16 protein-coding genes are annotated in these 19,789 nt (G+C 44.9%); 5 read left to right on the top strand and 11 right to left on the bottom strand.

Features of this window, described 5'->3' with window-relative positions; genetic code table 11:
- On the bottom strand, positions 1–1,676 hold a 1,676-nt coding region (locus AB4180_RS07065), incomplete at its 3' end, for a Calx-beta domain-containing protein (RefSeq protein WP_277869662.1).
- Positions 1,677–2,076: 400 nt separating this feature from the next.
- Here AB4180_RS07065 and AB4180_RS07070 point away from each other — a divergent pair.
- The 4 genes from AB4180_RS07070 (at position 2,077) to AB4180_RS07085 (ending at position 6,677) form a co-directional block, all read left to right on the top strand.
- Complete coding sequence (locus AB4180_RS07070; RefSeq protein ID WP_009846631.1) at positions 2,077–3,384, top strand: TolC family outer membrane protein; 1,308 nt, start codon at positions 2,077–2,079, stop codon at positions 3,382–3,384.
- Positions 3,384–3,998 carry an OmpA family protein gene (locus AB4180_RS07075; RefSeq protein ID WP_017103074.1) on the top strand — a complete coding sequence of 205 codons (615 nt, stop codon included), beginning with the start codon at positions 3,384–3,386 and terminating at the stop codon, positions 3,996–3,998. Before AB4180_RS07070 ends, AB4180_RS07075 begins: the two co-directional genes overlap by 1 nt.
- A 131-nt stretch (positions 3,999–4,129) precedes the next feature.
- Positions 4,130–4,480 (top strand): DUF2750 domain-containing protein, encoded by a 351-nt coding sequence (locus AB4180_RS07080; protein ID WP_017062305.1) that lies wholly within the window; start codon positions 4,130–4,132, stop codon positions 4,478–4,480.
- A 163-nt stretch (positions 4,481–4,643) separates the two neighbouring features.
- Entirely contained in the window at positions 4,644–6,677 is a 2,034-nt protein-coding gene (locus AB4180_RS07085) for a tetratricopeptide repeat-containing diguanylate cyclase (protein ID WP_017103075.1), read from the top strand.
- Here AB4180_RS07085 and queC read toward each other — a convergent pair.
- Positions 6,637–7,332, bottom strand: a complete 696-nt coding sequence (gene queC, locus AB4180_RS07090; protein WP_017103076.1) for a 7-cyano-7-deazaguanine synthase QueC — start codon at positions 7,330–7,332, stop codon at positions 6,637–6,639. The genes AB4180_RS07085 and queC overlap by 41 nt on opposite strands.
- Before the next feature lie 60 nt (positions 7,333–7,392).
- Positions 7,393–8,061 carry a 7-carboxy-7-deazaguanine synthase QueE gene (gene queE / locus AB4180_RS07095; protein ID WP_017098536.1) on the bottom strand — a complete coding sequence of 223 codons (669 nt, stop codon included), beginning with the start codon at positions 8,059–8,061 and terminating at the stop codon, positions 7,393–7,395.
- A 185-nt stretch (positions 8,062–8,246) separates the two neighbouring features.
- Here queE and AB4180_RS07100 point away from each other — a divergent pair, with 185 nt between their 5' ends.
- The gene (locus AB4180_RS07100; RefSeq protein ID WP_017098537.1) at positions 8,247–9,056 is read left to right on the top strand and encodes a Cof-type HAD-IIB family hydrolase; all 810 of its coding nucleotides are present in this window, start codon (positions 8,247–8,249) and stop codon (positions 9,054–9,056) included.
- Between the two features lie 83 nt (positions 9,057–9,139).
- Here AB4180_RS07100 and AB4180_RS07105 read toward each other — a convergent pair whose 3' ends face one another.
- The 8 genes from AB4180_RS07105 to prpC all read right to left on the bottom strand — a co-directional run bounded on the left by AB4180_RS07105 (position 9,140) and on the right by prpC (position 19,717).
- Entirely contained in the window at positions 9,140–10,570 is a 1,431-nt protein-coding gene (locus AB4180_RS07105) for an NUDIX domain-containing protein (protein ID WP_102250518.1), read from the bottom strand.
- Positions 10,571–10,654: 84 nt separating this feature from the next.
- Entirely contained in the window at positions 10,655–11,134 is a 480-nt protein-coding gene (locus tag AB4180_RS07110; RefSeq protein WP_048606870.1) for a GNAT family N-acetyltransferase, read from the bottom strand.
- Between the two features lie 203 nt (positions 11,135–11,337).
- A complete protein-coding gene (locus tag AB4180_RS07115; protein WP_017103079.1) occupies positions 11,338–11,739 on the bottom strand; it encodes a glycine zipper domain-containing protein in 402 nt (133 codons plus the stop codon).
- Between the two features lie 238 nt (positions 11,740–11,977).
- Positions 11,978–12,424 carry a hypothetical protein gene (locus tag AB4180_RS07120; protein ID WP_017096691.1) on the bottom strand — a complete coding sequence of 149 codons (447 nt, stop codon included), beginning with the start codon at positions 12,422–12,424 and terminating at the stop codon, positions 11,978–11,980.
- Positions 12,425–12,572: 148 nt separating this feature from the next.
- Complete coding sequence (locus AB4180_RS07125) at positions 12,573–14,477, bottom strand: propionyl-CoA synthetase (protein WP_102250519.1); 1,905 nt, start codon at positions 14,475–14,477, stop codon at positions 12,573–12,575.
- Positions 14,478–14,595: 118 nt separating this feature from the next.
- Positions 14,596–15,768, bottom strand: coding sequence for a 2-methylaconitate cis-trans isomerase PrpF (gene prpF, locus AB4180_RS07130; RefSeq protein WP_102250520.1), 1,173 nt, complete (start codon positions 15,766–15,768; stop codon positions 14,596–14,598).
- A 9-nt stretch (positions 15,769–15,777) separates the two neighbouring features.
- Positions 15,778–18,414 (bottom strand): Fe/S-dependent 2-methylisocitrate dehydratase AcnD, encoded by a 2,637-nt coding sequence (gene acnD, locus AB4180_RS07135; RefSeq protein ID WP_102250521.1) that lies wholly within the window; start codon positions 18,412–18,414, stop codon positions 15,778–15,780.
- A gap of 100 nt (positions 18,415–18,514) precedes the next feature.
- Complete coding sequence (gene prpC / locus AB4180_RS07140; protein WP_017103082.1) at positions 18,515–19,717, bottom strand: 2-methylcitrate synthase; 1,203 nt, start codon at positions 19,715–19,717, stop codon at positions 18,515–18,517.
- Between the last annotated feature and the right edge of the window lie 72 nt (positions 19,718–19,789).

Here is a 19,789-nt window from a genome sequence, read left to right on the forward strand (position 1 = left end):
GGTTGGTTTATCGTTGTCTGGGGTGCCCGGACCGGTTGTGCCATCGTCTTTGATGGTCGCGTCGCGCTTTGTTTCGCTGCATTTGGATCCGTGATGGTCCCGGTCGCGCCCGCCACGTTGACGTTGAAGCTTTCGCTGCCTTCGTAGACGTCATCGTTCTCGGTCACTACGCGTACGTTCACGTTTTGCACGCCCGCTGCGATGGTCAAGATGCCGTTCGCCGGTACCGCGTTCCACACGCCCGGTGCACTTTCATACTCATACGATTTGATGTCCGCCGCTTCGGCTTCGTCGTAATCTAACGTCAACTGCACAGTCACGTCTGTGTCCGCTGTCGCACTCAAGTTCACAGTGAAGTTCGCGGTGCCGCCTTCGTTCACGTCACCACCACCAGTAATGCTCACCGATGGGCGATCGTCTGGGTTTGGAGTGCCTGGGTCGACCGGGCCGGTGCCGTCATCGGTGATGGTTAAGTCACTGGTGTCCGTGCCGTTAACGCCCGTCACGCCCGTCACTTTCAGGCTCAGTTTCTCGTCGCCTTCGTACGTCGCGTCGTCTTGGGTCGCCACTTCGACAGTCAGCTGGGTTTCACCCGCTTTCACCGTGTAAGAGCCATCAGCGTTCGGTGTCACTACGTTACCAGCGGCATCTTTCACAACAACGCTGTTGATGTCGTCCGCTGTTGCTGTGCCGTAAAGGGTTTCTAGCGTTACGCTGACGTCGATGGATGCAGCTTTGCTTAAGCTGACATCGAAGCTCGCGGTTGAACCTTCGTTAATAACTTTGCTGTCTTCGATGCTCACACTTGGGCGATCATCTGGATTCACTGGCGGAGTAGGATCGGTTGGGTCTACAGGACCGGTGCCATCATCTTTAATGGTTAGCTCACCCGTACCCGTACCCGTGACGCCGGTTGCACCCGTCACTTTCAGGCTCAGTTTCTCATCGCCTTCGTACGTACCGTCGTCTTTGGTCGCGACTTCAACAACTAACTTAGTTTCACCCGCTGGCACGGTGTAAGAACCGTCAGCGTTTGGTGTCACTACGTTACCCGCGGCATCTTTCACAACAACACTTGTGATGTCGTCCGCTGTTGCCGTTCCGTATAACGTCTCTAGCGTAACGCTCACATCGCCTGACGCAGCTTTACTTAGACTTACTTCGAAAATTGCTGTTGAGCCTTCATTAATAATTTGGCTGTCTTCAATAGTTACGGTTGGCTCAACTTCAACTGATCGGAACAGATCAAGCAAGCTCAAGCTTTGAGTTCGAGACAAACCCAAGCCTTCGAAACCTGTTGTTACAAATTCGGTAACTGGGATGGTTTCGTCACCATCACGCTCAATTGTCCCGCTGCTCACTAAGCTCGATCCACGTACACCTGCTGCAGTTGCGAACTCTTCGCCTAACTCTGTAGGATCTTGCCCTTCTTCTAAAGCGGCAAAAATATTTTCAATATCTTGGTCAAGATCGACTTCATCGCCATCTTTTCCTTGTGGCGTAAAGCGCTTAACTGAAATCTGAGATTCAGAATTTGCATTTTGGGATTCTAAAACGACATCCCCAGCTTGTAATGGCTGGCCGTCTTCTAGGACCTTGATTGTGCCATCTATCGAAATAACAATGCGTTGACCTAATGCTAATGCACCGCTCGCATTCAATACTGTCATGTCCATATAAATCCCTAAGCTCATTTTCTGTTTGCGACGTCAAAATAGTGACATCAATTTTATAATCTAGTGACAATATAACATCTAATGTCATATAATTCCTAGCTATGAATTGCATGTTTAATAACTTACAATGTAAACGAATGATAACGGTCACTGAGTGATAATTAAGATGACGAAAACTTCCATATAAGTTATTGTCTTAGGGAAAGATAACCCAAACACTCAAATCAAATTTAAGTACTCAGAATCAACTTAAACTGTACGATGATCGGTTAACAGCTTTACAACCATTTACGAATGCTCATCGGGCATTCGTTATTTTTTTGGCGGTTCATCTAAATTTGATATATTCAAGCTTAAAAGCGACAAACTTAGGTGATACTCCATTTTTGGGAGATTGAAATTGAACTGGATTAAAACGACTACATTAGGGTTGGCTATTGCACTCAGTTTACCGGCTAGCGCGCAAACCTTAGAGCAAGCCGTCGCGTTTACTTTAGAAAGTAACCCTGAAATCAAAGCGGCATATAACCAGTACGTTAGTCAACGTTACCTTAACGATGCTTCTGGTGGAGCTTACCGCCCGAGTATAGATTTAGACGGTGGCATTGGTTACGAATATACGGATTTGGCGACGAATTCGAGCTCAACAGATCTAACGCGTAAAGAAGCAGCAATTACGTTGACACAACTCATTTGGGATGGCGCGAATACTTCTAACGACATTGATCGTACCGCTGCTGATGCAGAGTCTGTCCGTTATCAATTGCTATCTAGCGCTCAAGATATTGCACTGCAAGTAACCAAAGTCTATCTTGATTCAGTTAAAGCTTATGAAGTGCTTACACTTTCTGAAAACAATCTGGCGACGCACAAAAATATCTATATAGATATCAAGAAACGAGTTGATTCAGGCATTGGATCTACGGCAGACATGTCTCAGGTAGAAGCTCGTATTGCAAAAGCGCACGGTAATTTGCTGGCAGCTCAAAATAATTTATTTGATGCCCATACTCAATTCAAACGCCTTGTTGGCCAAGCCCCACTAGGCTTGGTATACCCACGTGCTGATGCAGGCTCTATTCCTTATACGATCGACGGTGCTTTGGCAAAAGCCTTTAACCAACACCCGGTTATCAAAATTGCACAGGCTGATGTAGATTCAGCGAAGTTCCAGTACAAACAGTCTAAGAGTACCAACTACCCAACTGTTTCTTTTGAAGCCGCTCAAAGGTGGCGCGATGATGCAGGTGGTACGAAAGGCAACAGCGATGAATTTTCTGCGATGCTCCGCTTAAAGTACAATCTCTATAACGGTGGGGCCGATCAAGACCGTGCCGAAAGTGCCGCTTATCAACTCAACAAAGCAAAAGACCTACGTGAGAGTACTTACCGCAATGTAGAAGAAAGCTTACGCCTTTCATGGAGCGCTCTTGACTTAACCGTTCAGCAGAAAGATTTCTTGTCGGATCACGTAGACTCGGCTTCTGACACCGTTATCTCTTATGAAAAACAATACCGAATTGGTAAGCGTACCCTTCTCGATCTACTTAACACTGAAAATGAACTCTTCGAAGCACGTAAGGGATTTTTAGACGCTAAGTACGATGTACAGTACGCAAAGTATAGAGTCATGAATGCTACAGGTAACCTATTAACAGGGTTACGTGTAGAGACTCCACAAGAATGGAATGAAAAGGTAGAATATTAATGAAGCTTCTCAAAACTATACTCCCACTATGCTTCGTGGTTGCTTCTGCCAACATCATGGCTGAAACAAATGATGAATTCACTTATCGTGCTCTTCCTAGCACCACACAAAGTTATGATCTCGAAGATGATGATAATGATGGTGTTATCAACGCTCGCGATTTATGTATAGACACACAAATAGGCGCTGAAATAGATAATGATGGCTGTGGCTCGTATTTCGAGTCTAGCGAAGAAAAAGATCTTCATATTTTATTTGCCAATGACTCTGCAGAAATTAAACCTGTGTTTCTGAGCCAAATTCGTCAAATGGCTGCGTTTCTAAAGCGTTACGAAAACACAAGTATTCAATTGCAAGGTTATGCTAGTAAAGTAGGTAATGCCGAATACAATCTCAAGCTCTCAGAAGAACGTGCGGTCAATGTAAGACGTGCGCTCATCAGCAATGGTATCCCGCCATCAAGAGTCTATACCGTAGGGTACGGAGATGCAGGCTTCCGTGATAATGACACTGAAACCAATCATGCACTGAACAGAAAAGTTGTAGCTTCTGTTGTCGGATTTAAAGGCAACATCAAAGAAGAGTGGCATATATTTACTAAAATCGGCAAATAGATTCTACCGCACCCAAACCATACTGAAACGTTTGGTAAGCGTTTCAGTATCCTTATAATTCCTTGATCGCCATATACCTACCCCTTGTATAATGTTAATCTTGTCTTGTTATCAACATAGAGAAATTATTCATGAGCAAACTAACCGCTGATACTCAAGCAAATCTAGAACTTTTCGTTTCTGAAACACAAGAAACTAAACTGGTATGGGGCCTTCGCAACGAAGAAGGTTGGCTAGCATGTGACTCAAGTGAATTCGAAAACAGTGAAGTGATGCCGTTCTGGTCTTCAAAAGAGGACGCTCAGACTCACAACGTTGAAGAGTGGGCAGACTTCGAAGTATTAGAAATCCCACTAGATATCTTTGTAGAAGATTGGTTACTGACCCTAGCTGAAGATGGTGTTCTTGTTGGTACTAACTGGAATGCAACATTGGAAGGTAAAGAACTTGAGCCTTCTGATCTAGCGAAATTATACATCTAGCTTCCAAGATCGGTCGTACAATAGCGTACGACCGGTTACCTATGATAAGCCATTGAGAATTAGAGATTTACCTCACATAAAAAACCATTAACTCGCCAAAAAAAATTGAAGCAATATCAAACTATCAATAGAATACCGTTCTTTATCTGATTGATATTATCTCGTGATTCACTCCATTTTCATTGCCTTTCTGCTTTTCATCAATCTTTATTCTTTTAGCCAAGCATCAACATTGGATCATGAACCTTATCCAACAATTAGCTCCTCGGCATTAGCTCCCCACACAACTCCAAATGCTGATTGGAACGCACTCTATCTCTCGACTCTAACTCATTCCCCTTCGCGCGCATTGAACATGCTGCAAACACGCTACACGAGTTCAACAACCTACGGGGATAAGCTCTACCTTTCGGCACTGCTATATCAATACATGAGCCAGCGCGATCAACCGTTTTATGGAATCGCTTCAAACGACAGTGACTACCAAGCGATAGAACAAGCGTTTATTAATGCCCTAGTAAATGATGGACAAGGTCAGTACAAAGAAGCTCAGCAAGGCTTTTTGTCCATATTAGTAAAAATGCAATCAATCAACGATGTTACAGGTAGAGCATTATTAAAATACCAATTATGTCGTTCTCTCAATGAGCAAGCTAAATATCATCAAGCGAACTATTATTGTTCTGCACTTCAGTCGGATTTACATGACATTGCTGACCCTGTATTACCAAAATTTGGCACTTATCGAGTGATCGCTAACAATCACCATTTCCGCAGCGACTATCAAGCCGCTCTAGATACTTACCTATCACTGATAAGCGTGTTCCCACAAGGACACGATATTTCGGGGATCTATAACGATGTGGGTAATTTGCTCAAAGAGTTAAAGCAATATGATAAATCGGCAGAGTACCTCATAGAAGCACTCGCTCTGAGATCGGATGCTTCTGATTTGATGAAAGCACAAGTTCATCATAGCCTTGCAGATCTTTACCTTAATCAAGGACAAAGTGACCTAGCAATTAATCACTTTCAAAAAGCAAAAGCACTGTTGACTACATCATCTCATAGCTACGGCATTGCGCTAACAACTCTTGGTTTAGGAAAAGCATACACGCAGACGAAGAACTATGATTTGGCGAGAGACTACCTAGTAGAGTCTCTATCGGCTTCAAGCAAGCTAAACAACGATGTCATTCGAATCAATGCTTTCTTAGCAATCAGCGATATGTTCGAAGACCAAAAACTTAAAACGGAAGCGCTCAATTATGCACAACAAGCTTTGGAGCTATCCGAACAAGTCACAAGACATAAGTACACCGCTCAAGCACTACTTCAACTATCTGATATTCATCAGACACTCAGCGATTACAAGCAAGCTTTCTATTTCTATCAGCGATACTCCTTAATACAGTTCGAAACCCGAGATATAGATAACAGGTTGGCTTTTGAAGCACTAGATCTAGCTCATGCTAGGTACGAAAAAGAACTAGAGAGTTCTTTCCTGAGACATCAAGCAAATTTAGACCGACTTCAAATCGAAAAGATGGAACATCAAAGGGTGGTGTATAACATGATTGTTATTCTATTGCTGTGTGCGGCTAGCTTTATGATCTTCACAAATAAGGCCATTCGTGCAAAAGCAGCAATCGATGCCATGACAAAGGCGTATAGTCGGACCGAGATAATACGAAGAATCAAGCGTATCAAAGCCTGCAAAGGAACAGAAAAACAACATGTTCTCGTTTTGCTCGATCTAGATAAATTCAAGAAAATTAATGACCAATATGGCCACCCTACTGGTGATAGAGCACTCGTTCATATAAGTCAGCAAATAAGACAACATTTAATTAAAGGTGAGCTGTTCGGGCGCTTAGGCGGCGAAGAATTTCTGATTATGCTTACTGATACAAAACCAGCTGAAGTACAAGAGCGTGTAGAGGAGTTACATTATGCTATTTCGAGTGCAGTTTTCTTATCAGAAAGCAAAAAGCCACTTAATGTAACCGCGAGTTTTGCTTATCTAGCAACCTCAAACGCATTAAGTGACTTTGATGACTTATACTCGGTTCTTGACCAAGCACTTTATCAAGCGAAGAGTAATGGTCGAAACTGCATCATCGATGCTTATAACGACCCAATAGACTCACCTGATGTTATTTATTCTCAGCCTGTTTACGAACCAAATCAGCCATAATACCCTCGCGATCACCTAGGTAGTCGTTAAGGCCAACTTTACGCAGTTCACATGCCGGGCAATCGCCACAACCATCACCAACAATGCCGTTGTAACAAGTCAGTGTTTTGTTTCTAACAAGCTCAAGTGCTGAGTACTGGTCTGCTAACGCCCATGTCTCAGCCTTGTTTAACCACATTAACGGTGTTTTAATATCAAGCGGCTTGTCCATACCTTGTACAAGCGCAGAGTTCATCGCTTTCACAAAGTTATTACGACAATCAGGGTAGCCTGAGAAATCAGTTTCACACACGCCCGTGATTACGGTATTTGCACCGATTTGGTAAGCGTAAATACCCGCCAAAGTTAAGAACAGAATATTACGACCAGGAACAAAAGAGTTTGGTAGTCCATTCTCTTGTAGCTCATGAGACACAGGGATATCGTCGCGAGTCAGAGAGCTGATAGCCAGTTCATTCAACAGAGTCACATCCATCACTTTGTGTGCTTTCACACCAAGATCTTTTGACAACGACTCAGCCACTTCAATCTCGAGTCTATGGCGCTGACCATAATCAAACGTAATCGCATGAACTTCATCATACTCTTTTAAAGCTTGAACAAGACACGTTGTTGAGTCTTGACCACCACTGAATACTACCACTGCTTTTTTCATCTTAAATCCTTACGAGAATCTTCTACTAGCGACTTATCTAGGCCAGTAAACAAATGCAACCTATGCGATGCTCAAATATTTGTGAGTTTGTATTGATAAGCGCCAATTACGCTCAATGCAGGTATCAATACAAAGCTGAGTAGCGCGGTCTTTTTGGCTGATTGGTTGCAGAGCGATAACAGTGTCGCTAGCAACCGCAGCTCGCTCCAATAAACCGTCAAGTTGTTCGATGTCTTTGCTTGTGCCTACTGGATGCTTAATTTCATTCGCACGAACGAGTGCGCTATCAAGGATATCCAATTTGGCTTTCATTGCGATTTTTGGTGACACCGTAACCCAAGTATCCAGTGTGGCTTTTACTTCTGATGTTCCGCTGGTCTCAATCTGACAGCGACAACCGTGCTGCTCAAATGCTTCAGTAAGAGGGACAAGATCATAGATGCACGGCTCACCACCAGTAATCACAATGTGCTTCGCGGTGTAACCTTGCTTGATATATTCATTCACGATTCCTTGCGCATCAATTGCAGACCAAGTCGGTGAATCCTCTGTCTTAACCATAATATCACCAAGGCTCGTTTCATCTTCCGGCAACGCTTCCCAAGTCTGTTTGGTATCACACCAAGAACAGCCTACAGGGCAAATTTGCAGTCGAACAAAAACAGCAGGAACGCCGGTAAATACGCCCTCGCCCTGGATGGTTTCAAACATTTCATTAATCTTGTACAACTTACCCTCAGCTCAATCATTTGATGAAATTAATCAACCGCAGACCTTAAAGCACTTGCCCCTTTTGGTCAAACAAATGAGTACTGATAAATGAGTTGATCAAAGCCCTAGCCTGAACTTTCAAGTTCCCTTATCCTTTCGCCCATTAGATTTCGTTAGCTTTTAATTTTTTCGTAAGGAACAACATGTACAAACTGATTGCTCTTGATATGGATGGCACACTACTTAACAGTGAAAAAGTGATTTCTCAAGAGAACAAAGACGCGATAGCTAAAGCTCGCGCTGCAGGTGTGAAAGTGGTTCTGGCTTCTGGTCGTCCTTTAGAAGGCATGCAGAGTAAGTTAGACGAGCTTTCAATCAACGGCGAAGATGACTTTGTACTCTTCTACAACGGCTCTGTGGTTCAGAATGTATCGACAAAAGAGATCATTCACAGCGAGATTAGCAATGGTAAAGCCGCGAAACAGATTGCTGCATTAGCACAAGAGCTAGGTGGTTATGTGCATGCCTTCAGCAAGGTTCATGGCTTAATAACACCTGAAAACAATGAGTACACCGCTATTGAAGCGCGTATTAACGGCTTAAAGATTACCGAGCTCGACTTTTCTCAACTAGAAGACGACCATGAAATTATCAAAACAATGATTGTCGCGGAACCAAGCAAGCTGACCGAAATCATCAGCAAGTTGCCACAAGAACTTAAGACTCAGTTTACTATCGTGCAAAGTGCACCATTCTTCTTAGAGTTCTTAAACCCAAATTCAAACAAGGGTGTCGGTATTGAAGCAATCGCTAAACATTTGGGGATTACAGCGAAAGAAGTGATCTGCATGGGCGATGCTGAAAACGATCACCATATGCTTGAATACGCGGGCATGGGTATTGCGATGGAAAACGCAATGGAAGAAACCAAGAAACTGGCGGATCACATCACAGCGGCCAACGACGACCACGGAGTCGCCGTCGCGATTGAAAAGTTTATCTTCAACTCGTAAACGGTCAATAGGCTCGAGTGAGAATTACTTTTTGCTTGTTTCACAAATGACAAAGGCTGTGCACTGCACAGCCTTTTTTGATTTTATGTTCGTCGGTTCGCCAACTCTCTTTTCCATGGCAGACGAAACGCCACGACACCAAATAGAATCAAGATTGGGAAACGTAAGGTCTCAACAATAAATGAAGCGATGCCACTGAATGAGACGAAACTTCCAGCCCAGCTAATCAGCAGATTCCCCGCTAACAACATCGCCATCACTCCAAATACAATCTTGAATGAGAAGTGGCCGACCAAAGGCTTCGAGTCCGTTAACGTTACTAAGCATGCAATCGTCATCAAAATTGCCACCCAGAAAGAAAATGTTGGCAGAGGCCATATAACCGTGAGAACAATCGACAGTAAGCACAATGCCCACCAGACACCTTTAGAGCTTAACAAGGCACTAATATCAACATCAGGTTTCGCATCTAATCTCACGATGTGCCAAGTCGTTAACGCGCCCAATACGCCTCCCATTATGACATCACTAAAGAACGCACTGCCTGAATAAGACTTAAATAGCATGATCCACAGTAGGCCAGTGAGCACAATCAAAATCGATTTTTGCTCCAAGAGGCGCTTTAGTTTCCAAAAGACTAACAAGGTTAAACTCACCCATAAGCCAGCCAATAAACTTGGAAAGCTATACCCACTGCTCATCACTAGTTTCAATGTTGGCAAGTAAGCATGCGGACGTGGAAAACCAAACCCTTGGTGGGCGATTAAAGTGAGCAGTGTCACCGAAATCAAAGTGAAGCCAAACTTTAACGCGAAGTTACGGCCAAAATGCCAAGCAATTAGCGGCAATATCACGATGAAAACCCAAGGCTTCGCTAACGAGTCAGTTAAAAGTACAGTATTCGCAAACAAGCTTGGCATCTTATCGAACACGTTTTGAAGCGACACAATCCAATTTAGTTCAACTTGATGGACTTGGGGTGCCGCGCCCACCAGCTCAGTCACATACGTCACAGGTTGATCTGTCGCAGATAAAAACAGCTCGTTAATCTCAGACCACTGTTCTGGGTAGCGGTATTGGTGATCTTGCAATTCAGTAGGAGGAAGTAACATCGCACGGCTGACTTCCACGCCGTAATGAGGCGCAAACCAAATCGGCAACTCAAAGCCACCTAATTCATTCCGAGCCTTGTAGCTGATCACTTCAGAGTCAGAAATACAATCAAACACGACGGCACTGTCGGTATAACCCAGTACATCACCGACCGTTACCGACAAACCCGCCTCTTCCCACGTTTCACGTTGCGCCGCGACTGCTGGCGGCTCACCTGAAACAACAGTGCCTCCCGGTAGAGACAATTGACCTGTGATCAACTCATCAACCAACACGATTTGGTTATCAGCACGTACTACACACAAAGCGCCCGCGATATGATCGGGCAAAGTGTTGCTTGCCCAAGCGGAAGTAGTACTCAAAAGAGATAATATGAAAACTAATAAATATCGAATAGCCAACGAGTTTACCTAAAAAATAATAGAAGAAATTTAAGACTGCTAATACACGAGTCTATTGTAATCAAACACGCACAAAATCGCTGCCTACGTTTTGTGCAAAGCCTTCCTCATCCATTGAATGTGAGGTGTGAACCCCATTTTTTGATAGAAGTCCTTGGCAGGTGAATTAAAGTCCCAAACCTCTACAAAGACTTGTTCAACGCCATAATCATCAAAAGTACTTTCAACTTTGTTAAACAACTTTTCAGCAATTGATTCTTTTCGATAATCAGGTAAGACAAACAGTTCATCGACACTCCCCATCGGCACCGGTTTACTCACCGTTGAGATAAGCTCACAAAAATGTCCGGAGATAAAGCCAACAATTAGTTCACCTTTTAATGCCACGTAGACTAAGCATTCAGGATCATCTAAGTAACGTGCAATGCTTTTTTCCTGCTCAATCTCTTCTGCCGTTTTAAAGTGCTCTGGGCTTGCAAGGTGGTGGTGATGGTGGAGATCGAACATTAACTCGTTAAGTTGTTCCAAATCCGCGTGCTTTGCGGCCCTTAAGATGACATTCATGACTATTGCGCTTCTCAAACCAAATTAATATCTAAACTGAGTCTAGTTTACTTGGCGTGAGTATCTATACAAGTTATTGAATTAATTCATTGTTTGAAGTGCGTATTTTAGATACAAAAACGGCCACATTACGTGGCCATTCTGTTTGAATTATTTTGAATTAAACGAATATCTAGGCATTAGCTTTTGCTGTAGCTTCAGCTTTATGCACCATTGTCCTCTTTCTCTTCTTTGAGATCAGCAAGCTGTTGTTCTAGTTCAATAAGCTTAATTTCAGCCTCTACTTCAGCAACTCGCTTTTCTGCATCGGTGCGATTGTCTTGCGCTAGACCATCAGCAGTAACTTGGGTTCGTTGTGCGTTTCTTGCATCATCCGTATCTTTCATTGAACCAGCAACACCACCAGTCACACCACCCAATGCAGCACCCTTCGCGGCTAAGCCCGCATCTCCAGTTAGAGCGCCTGCTGTCGCTCCTAATAAAGCACCACCCACAGCACCACGATTACGTGCAGCATTCTCATTTTCGTTATCCATTGCTGGTGATGCGCAACCAGAAAGAGTCACAATCAGTGTCGCTAAAAGAAAAGGTTTAGTGAATTTCATAGGAGTCTCGCTTAGTTCTTCGTTTGGAGTAGAGCCATCTTAAGCAGAACCGTTAATGAGATAAATAAAGCCACGTTTAGACGATACATCATGTTCAGTTATGTATCATTCAACCATCGCATAAGTGCTTATTGATATATATCTTTGAGCTCGCCTTAGCCTGACAAACAAAAAAGGCGACCAATAAGGTCTCCTCAATCTAGCTTTCTCAATAATTTTTGTATTTCACATGTCGCTCTTAGCCTTTGGACCAAAAGTTTTGCATATTTTCTGCGCTAGGTGGTGGCCTAACACCGCAATCTCGATAATGATTTTTATCGCCGATCCCCAGTATCTTGCCATTTTCGTCATCAATCATAGCGGCTACTTTGACACCGTCTCCCACATGACGAGTCAACACGACAATTTCACCGGCTCTTTCAGACCTTACCGCGCCTAAGATTTGATATTCGTAGCGACCTTTCCTTGAATTAACGATCATCTTCGAGTTAATCGGGTTGGCTTCATACCCCACGCCCATATCAAAAACTGCTTGATAGAGATCGACGCCAGTCTTGGACACACATTTAAATATCTTGGGATGACTCAATGGCTCTAACAACGCTCTACTCGCTTCATCCTTTGAAATACTGGCACTAGCAGCACCACTGACCAGTAAAGCAATCAACCAAAAGTAAGCTCGCATAAAAAAGACCTCAATATGTGGGATTCATAATGAGGTCATAGTAAACGCAATGGATAAGCGGATGAATAAAGTAGAGTTTAGGTAAACCATCACGCTGGCTTATGTATAAATCAACCAGCCGAAGATTATACTACCTAAACTGCGACGTCTATTTGCCGAGCTTTTCAGCAATTTCAGTTAAGCTGGTAGGGTCGTCAATCGTCGAAGGCACCACATATTGCTCACCTTCTGCGATCTGTCGGATAGTTCTGCGTAAGATCTTACCTGAACGTGTCTTGGGTAGTCTCTCAACAACCAAGGCTTGCTTAAAACAAGCTACCGCGCCAATCTCATTACGAACCTTGCCAACCAACTCCGCTTGCAACTCAATACCATCGACTTTTACGCCATCTTTCAGCACAACGAAACCAAGAGGTAACTGCCCTTTTAAGTCATCGTGAATACCGACTACCGCACATTCTGCAATGGCTGGGTGACCACCCACGATCTCTTCCATTTCTCCCGTCGACAGACGGTGTCCCGCTACGTTTATCACATCGTCGATACGGCCCATGATAAATAGATACCCATCTTCATCAAGATAGCCACCGTCCCCAGAAACATAATAGCCCGGGAACTGACTCAAATAGCCGGATTCAAACCGATCATGATTGCGCCATACCGTGGGTAAACAACCAGGCGGCAATGGTCGTTTAAGTGCCACAAACCCTTGTTGATTCGTTTGTGCGATTTCACCCAACTCATTGAGGATCTCCACTTGGTAACCGGGTACTGGCTTGGTTGAAGAGCCCGCTTTCACTGGTAAAGATTCTAACCCTGTTGGATTGGCGGAAATGGCCCAACCTGTTTCGGTTTGCCACCAATGATCGATAACTGGTTTATTGGTATGAGACTCAACCCAATCCAATGTTGGAGGGTCTAAACGCTCGCCAGCCATAAAAATCGACTTGAGCGATGATAAATCATACTTGGTGAGCAACTCGCCTTCGGGATCTTCTTTCTTGATTGCCCTAAACGCTGTTGGCGCAGAAAACAATACATCGACCTTGTACTCTTCACACACACGCCAGAATGCGCCGGGATCTGGCGTTCGTACTGGCTTGCCTTCAAACAAAATGGTCGTACAGCCATGAATCAATGGCGCATACACAATGTAGGAATGCCCCACTACCCAACCGACATCAGAAGCTGCCCAAAACACACCATCTTGCGGCATATCGTAAATAGTGCTCATCGAGTATTTCATCGCAACCGCATGACCACCATTATCGCGCACCACGCCTTTTGGCTTACCCGTCGTCCCTGATGTATACAAGATATATAGTGGGTCAGTCGCTAGAACAGGCACACATACGTGAGGCAAAGCATCCTCAACCGCTTGTTGCCAAAGTACATCACGTTCGTTGTTCAATTCGGCTAGAGACTGCTCTCTTTGGAATACCACGACTTTCTCAGGCTTCCAACGACTGTCCATGATCGCCCTGTCGACCATCGGCTTATATGGCAGAACTTTATTTATCTCGACACCGCAGGATGCAGTAATCAACACCTTCGGTTCAGCATCTTCGATACGAACGGCAAGCTCATGAGGAGCAAAACCACCAAACACCACCGAATGCACCGCGCCTAGTCGTGCACAGGCTAGCATTGCCATGGCAGCTTCAGGAATCATTGGCATGTAGATCACCACACGATCACCTTTGGTAACGCCTTGCGTGGCTAACATACCTGCGACTTTAGCCACTTGTTCACGCAATTGATTGTAAGTGTACGAGGATTGAGTTCCTGTAACTGGAGAGTCGTAAATCAGCGCGGTATTGCTACCTCGCCCATTTTCACAATGGTAATCCAGCGCGAGCCAGCAGGTGTTCATCACCCCATCAGGAAACCAACGTTCAATACCGTTATCGTCAGTTTGTAATATCGTTTTTGGTGGTTCAAACCAATCTATCGCTTGTGCTTGTGTTTCCCAGAACGAATTGGGGTCTTCCCTAGCCCATTGATACTCGGTGATATAGTCTGTTTTTCTGTTCATTCGATTCGTAGCAGACATAGTGCCTCCTCCATGATTTATCCATTAGTCCAAGCGCCTAGCTTTTGGCAGTAGCACTTGATTGCACTCTTTTCTCAGCGTTGTGCTCGTGAACATTTAACCGTTCACGACAATCGCTTTACTTAGGAAAAGGCACTCGAATGGCACCTTCCATGATCACTCGGGCACTACGACTCATAATTGCCCGTTCTATTTTCCACCCGCTTTCCGTCTGAATAGCTTTAGCACCCACTTTTAAGGTTCCTGATGGATGACCAAAGGTAACAAAATCTCGGGAACCCTCACCGACTGCCAAGTTCACTAACGTACCTGGCACACTCGCCGCTGAAGCAATGGCGACCGCTGCCGTACCCATCATGGCGTGATGCAGTTGTCCCATAGACAAAGCACGCACCAGAAGGTCAGTATCTTCGACAGCAACCGATTTACCACTGGAGGCTTGGTACGCTTGAGGCTTAGCAACAAACGCGACTTTAGGTGTATGTTGACGTGATTCAGCTTGTTCTAAAGAATCGATAAGACCCATCGCTACTGCACCATGTGCTCGTATGGATTCAAACAGAGCCAAGGCTTTGGTATCACTATTGATATCTGATTGAAGTTCAGTGCCTTGGTAACCAACCGATTCAGCATCAACAAAAATGGTGGGTATCCCAGCATTAATGTATGTCGCTTTGATGCAACCCAGATCGGGAACATCTAAAAAATCGACAACATTCCCTGTTGGGAACATAGAGCCACTCGCATCGGCGGGGTCTAGAAAATCAACTTGGATCTCAGCGGCGGTGAAAGTGACACCATCGAGTTCAAAATCACCTAACTCTTGTACTTCACCTTTAACGATAGGCACGTGAACAATGATGGTTTTTTCTATATTCACTTGCCACACTCGCACCTCGACCACGCCGTTTTCTGGAATACGATTCGAATTAACCAATCCACCATGAATAGCAAATGGGCCCACTGCAGCAGACAAATTACCGCAGTTACCGCTCCAATCAACGAACGGCTTATCTATCGCAACTTGACCGAAGAGATAATCAACATCGTGATCAGCTTTGCTGCTCTTCGAAACAATCACAGTTTTGCTGGTACTCGAAGTTGCACCACCCATACCATCTGTTTGTTTACCATAAGGATCTGGACTGCCAATTACTCTCAGCAACAACTTATCTCTCGACTCTCCAGCAACTTGCGCTGATTCAGGCAAATCACTTAGGTTGAAGAAAATGCCTTTGCTCGTCCCGCCTCGCATATAGGTCGCAGGCACTTTTATCTGTTTGATGTTCATAACTAGCTCCTACTGGGCGAGAAAGTCTTTAGCGAAACGTTGCAATACGCCACCAGCGCTGTACACATTCACTTCGTCAGCGGTGTCTAATCGACAGGTTACTGGCACATCAAGCTTTTCACCGTTTTTACGAGTGATCACTAGAGCCAAATCAGAACCCGCTTCAATATCGCCGTAAACATCGTAAAGCTCGGTGCCATCGAGTTGTAAGGTATTGCGATTGGTCCCCGCTTTGAATTGCAGAGGCAGAACACCCATGCCAACCAAGTTGGTTCTGTGAATTCGTTCAAACCCTTCAGCAACAATCACTTCAACACCCGCTAGACGTACACCTTTGGCTGCCCAGTCACGTGATGAACCTTGTCCATAATCGGCACCAGCAACGACAATCAAGGGTTGTTTACGATTCATGTAGGTTTCAATCGCTTCCCACATTCGCGTAACTTGACCTTCAGGTTCAACTCTTGCTAATGAACCTTGCACGACTTCTCCAGCGTCCTTCACCATTTCGTTAAACAGCTTAGGGTTGGCGAATGTTGCTCGTTGCGCGGTTAAGTGATCGCCTCGATGGGTCGCGTAAGAGTTAAAGTCCTCTTCGGGCACTTCCATTTTGGTGAGGTATTCCCCCGCAGCGCTCGAAGCGAGAATCGCATTTGAAGGGGATAAGTGATCTGTGGTGATGTTGTCACCCAGAATCGCTAAAGGTCTCATACCAGATAGGCTTCGTTCTCCCGCAAGAGCACCTTCCCAATAAGGTGGTCTGCGAATATAGGTACTTTGAGGTCGCCAGTCATAAAGCGGTTCAGTCGTCACCTGATCCTCATCTGGCTGGAACATTTTCACGTAGATTTGTTGGAATTGCTGAGGCTTAACGTGCTCACCGACAACGGCATCGATCTCGGCATCACTCGGCCATAAATCACTTAAGTAGATTGGCTTACCATTGTTGTCGGTGCCTAAGCTGTCTTTCTCGATATCAAAGCGAATCGTGCCAGCCAACGCGTAAGCAACCACCAATGGCGGTGAGGCTAAAAACGCTTGTTTGGCATAAGGGTGGATTCGACCATCAAAGTTTCGATTCCCCGATAACACCGCGGTTGAATACAGGTCGCGGTCGATGATCTCTTGTTGGATTTTAGGATCCAACGCCCCACTCATTCCGTTACAGGTAGTACACGCATAACCGACGATACCGAAGCCTAATTGTTCCAGCTCAGGAAGCAAACCTGCCGACTCGAGATAGAGCTTGGCAACTTTAGAACCTGGAGCAAATGACGTTTTCACCCACGGCTTACGAACTAATCCAAGCTGATTGGCTTTCTTGGCCACCAATGCTGCGGCGACCACGTTTCTTGGATTACTGGTGTTTGTACAAGAAGTAATTGCAGCAATAATCACAGCACCATCGGGCATTTGTTCATCGCTATATTTCGCCGAATGTTGTTCTTTCCACAATGATTGGCTAATGCCTTGTTTGGTAAGTTCACTGGTTGGTAAACGACGATGGGGATTGGATGGCCCTGCAAGGTTGCGCTCAACTTTAGACAAATCAAACTCAAGCACACGTTCGTACTGAGCGGAATCTAAATCATCGGCCCATAAGCCAGTTTGCTTAGCGTATAGCTCAACTAACTCAACCTGTTCAGGCTCGCGTCCTGTCAGCTTTAGGTATTGTATGGTCTGTTCATCGATATAGAACATACCTGCTGTCGCGCCGTATTCTGGTGTCATATTCGATATAGTGGCGCGGTCGCCAATAGTCAGTGCACGAGCACCTTCACCAAAGAACTCTAAGTAACTAGAAACCACTTTTTCATTTCGAAGGAACTCAGTAATCGCAAGCACAATATCCGTTGCGGTTATCCCTTCTTGTCGTTGACCCGTCAGTTTAACGCCCACGATGTCTGGCAAACGCATCATAGACGGACGACCGAGCATCACAGTCTCAGCTTCCAAACCACCTACACCTATTGCAATAACACCCAGAGCATCAACATGAGGAGTATGACTGTCGGTGCCGACACAAGTATCAGGGAAAGCGATACCTTCTTTGGATTGAATAACCGGAGACATTTTCTCCAAGTTAATCTGGTGCATGATCCCGTTCCCCGCAGGAATCACACTCACGTTCTTAAACGCGGTTTTACACCATTCTATAAAGTGAAAACGGTCTTCGTTTCTGCGATCTTCAATCGCTCGGTTTTTATCAAACGCTTCGCTATCAAAACCCGCGTGTTCCACTGCCAGCGAATGGTCAACAATCAATTGAGTTTCGACAACGGGATTCACCTTGGCAGGGTCTCCGCCTTGGTCGGCAATCGCGTCTCTTAATCCAGCCAAATCAACCAAAGCTGTTTGACCTAGAATGTCATGACACACCACGCGCGCAGGATACCAAGGAAAATCTAAGTCGCTCTTGCGTTCAATGATCTGTTTTAAGCTGTCTTCAAGGGTTTCAGGATCACAGCGTCTTACTAATTGCTCTGCTAATACTCTCGACGTATAAGGCAAGGTTTTGTAAGCACCTGGGGATATTGCTTCTACCGCTTCGCAAGCGTCGAAATATTCTAAGCCCGTTCCCGGTAGAACCTTTCGATACTTGTTTTCATCAAGCTCTTGGTTTCTTTCAAGTTTTACATCAGACATACATCCACCATTATCTGTCAAATTCTATTCGTTGGTTCTCGAGGCCTTATCACATGAAGAGAAAGTCACCTCGAGATATAAGTCGGCTCGATATAGAGGACTAACGTAAATGGATTGGTAGCCAGTCTTGATGCTCTGGCCCGGTGTAGTCTGCACTTGGACGAATAATTCGATTGTTTTCTCTTTGCTCGAATACGTGTGCCGTCCAACCAGTAAGGCGGCTCATCACGAAGATAGGAGTAAACAGTTTGGTTGGGATGTCCATGAAGTGATATGCCGATGCGTGGAAGAAGTCAGCATTACAGAACAGCCCTTTCTCGCGCTTCATTACAGCTTCAACACGCTCAGAAACGGCATAAAGCTGTTTATCTCCCACCTCTTGAGCAAGCTCTTTTGACCAACGCTTGATTAGAGCATTTCGTGGATCGCTTTCACGATAAATGGCATGACCGAAGCCCATGATCTTATCTTTGTTAGCAAGCATATTCATGATGTTCGTTTCCGCTTCATCGGCGGTTTGCCAATCTTGGATCATTTCCATCGCCGCTTCATTCGCACCGCCATGCAAAGGGCCTCTCAACGTACCAATCGCTGCGGTGACACAAGAGTGGATATCCGACAGCGTTGATGCACACACACGAGCGGCAAAAGTCGAAGCATTAAACTCATGTTCCGCGTAAAGGGTTAGCGAGCAGTGCATCACCTTCTTGTGAAGTTCACTCGGTGCTTTATCCGTTAGCATTTTCAAGAAGTAGCCACCCAAACATGCTTCACTTTGATCTTCAGTATCAATGCGCACGCCATCATGGCTAAAGCGATACCAGTAACAAATAATCGCAGGAAAAAGTGCAAGCATACGTTCTGTTGCTGATAGTTGCTCAGAGAAGTCCGATTCTTGCTCTAAGTTACCCAACATTGAACAGCCCGTTCTCATCACATCCATTGGATGAGCGTCAGCAGGGATAAGCTCTAATGCTACTTTCAAAGGTTGAGGCAAGCCGCGCAGACCAACCAACAATGTTTTGTAATCATCAAGCTCTTTTTCACTGGGTAAATGACCTCTTAGTAGCAGATGCGCCACTTCTTCGAACTGAGCATGATTAGCAAGGTCGGTAATATCATAACCACGGTAGGTTAAACCAGTTCCTGATTTTCCTACCGTACATAGCGCCGTGGTTCCCGCACTCTGACCACGTAGACCAGCACCACCGATTGCAGGTGTGCTGGCTGTTTTTTCGCTTTGTTGTTGGTTTTCTGTAGAAGCCTTTTCGACAGTTGCTTTATCACTCAAAGATACAGACATGTTGAACTCCTTTTCTGTGTTAGCCGCCTGCACTCTTTGGTGCTGCCTGTTTATATGTCCGATGATCTTTAT

The organism is Vibrio sp. 10N.286.49.C3 (assembly GCF_041469545.1).
Lineage (GTDB): Bacteria > Pseudomonadota > Gammaproteobacteria > Enterobacterales > Vibrionaceae > Vibrio > Vibrio tasmaniensis_A.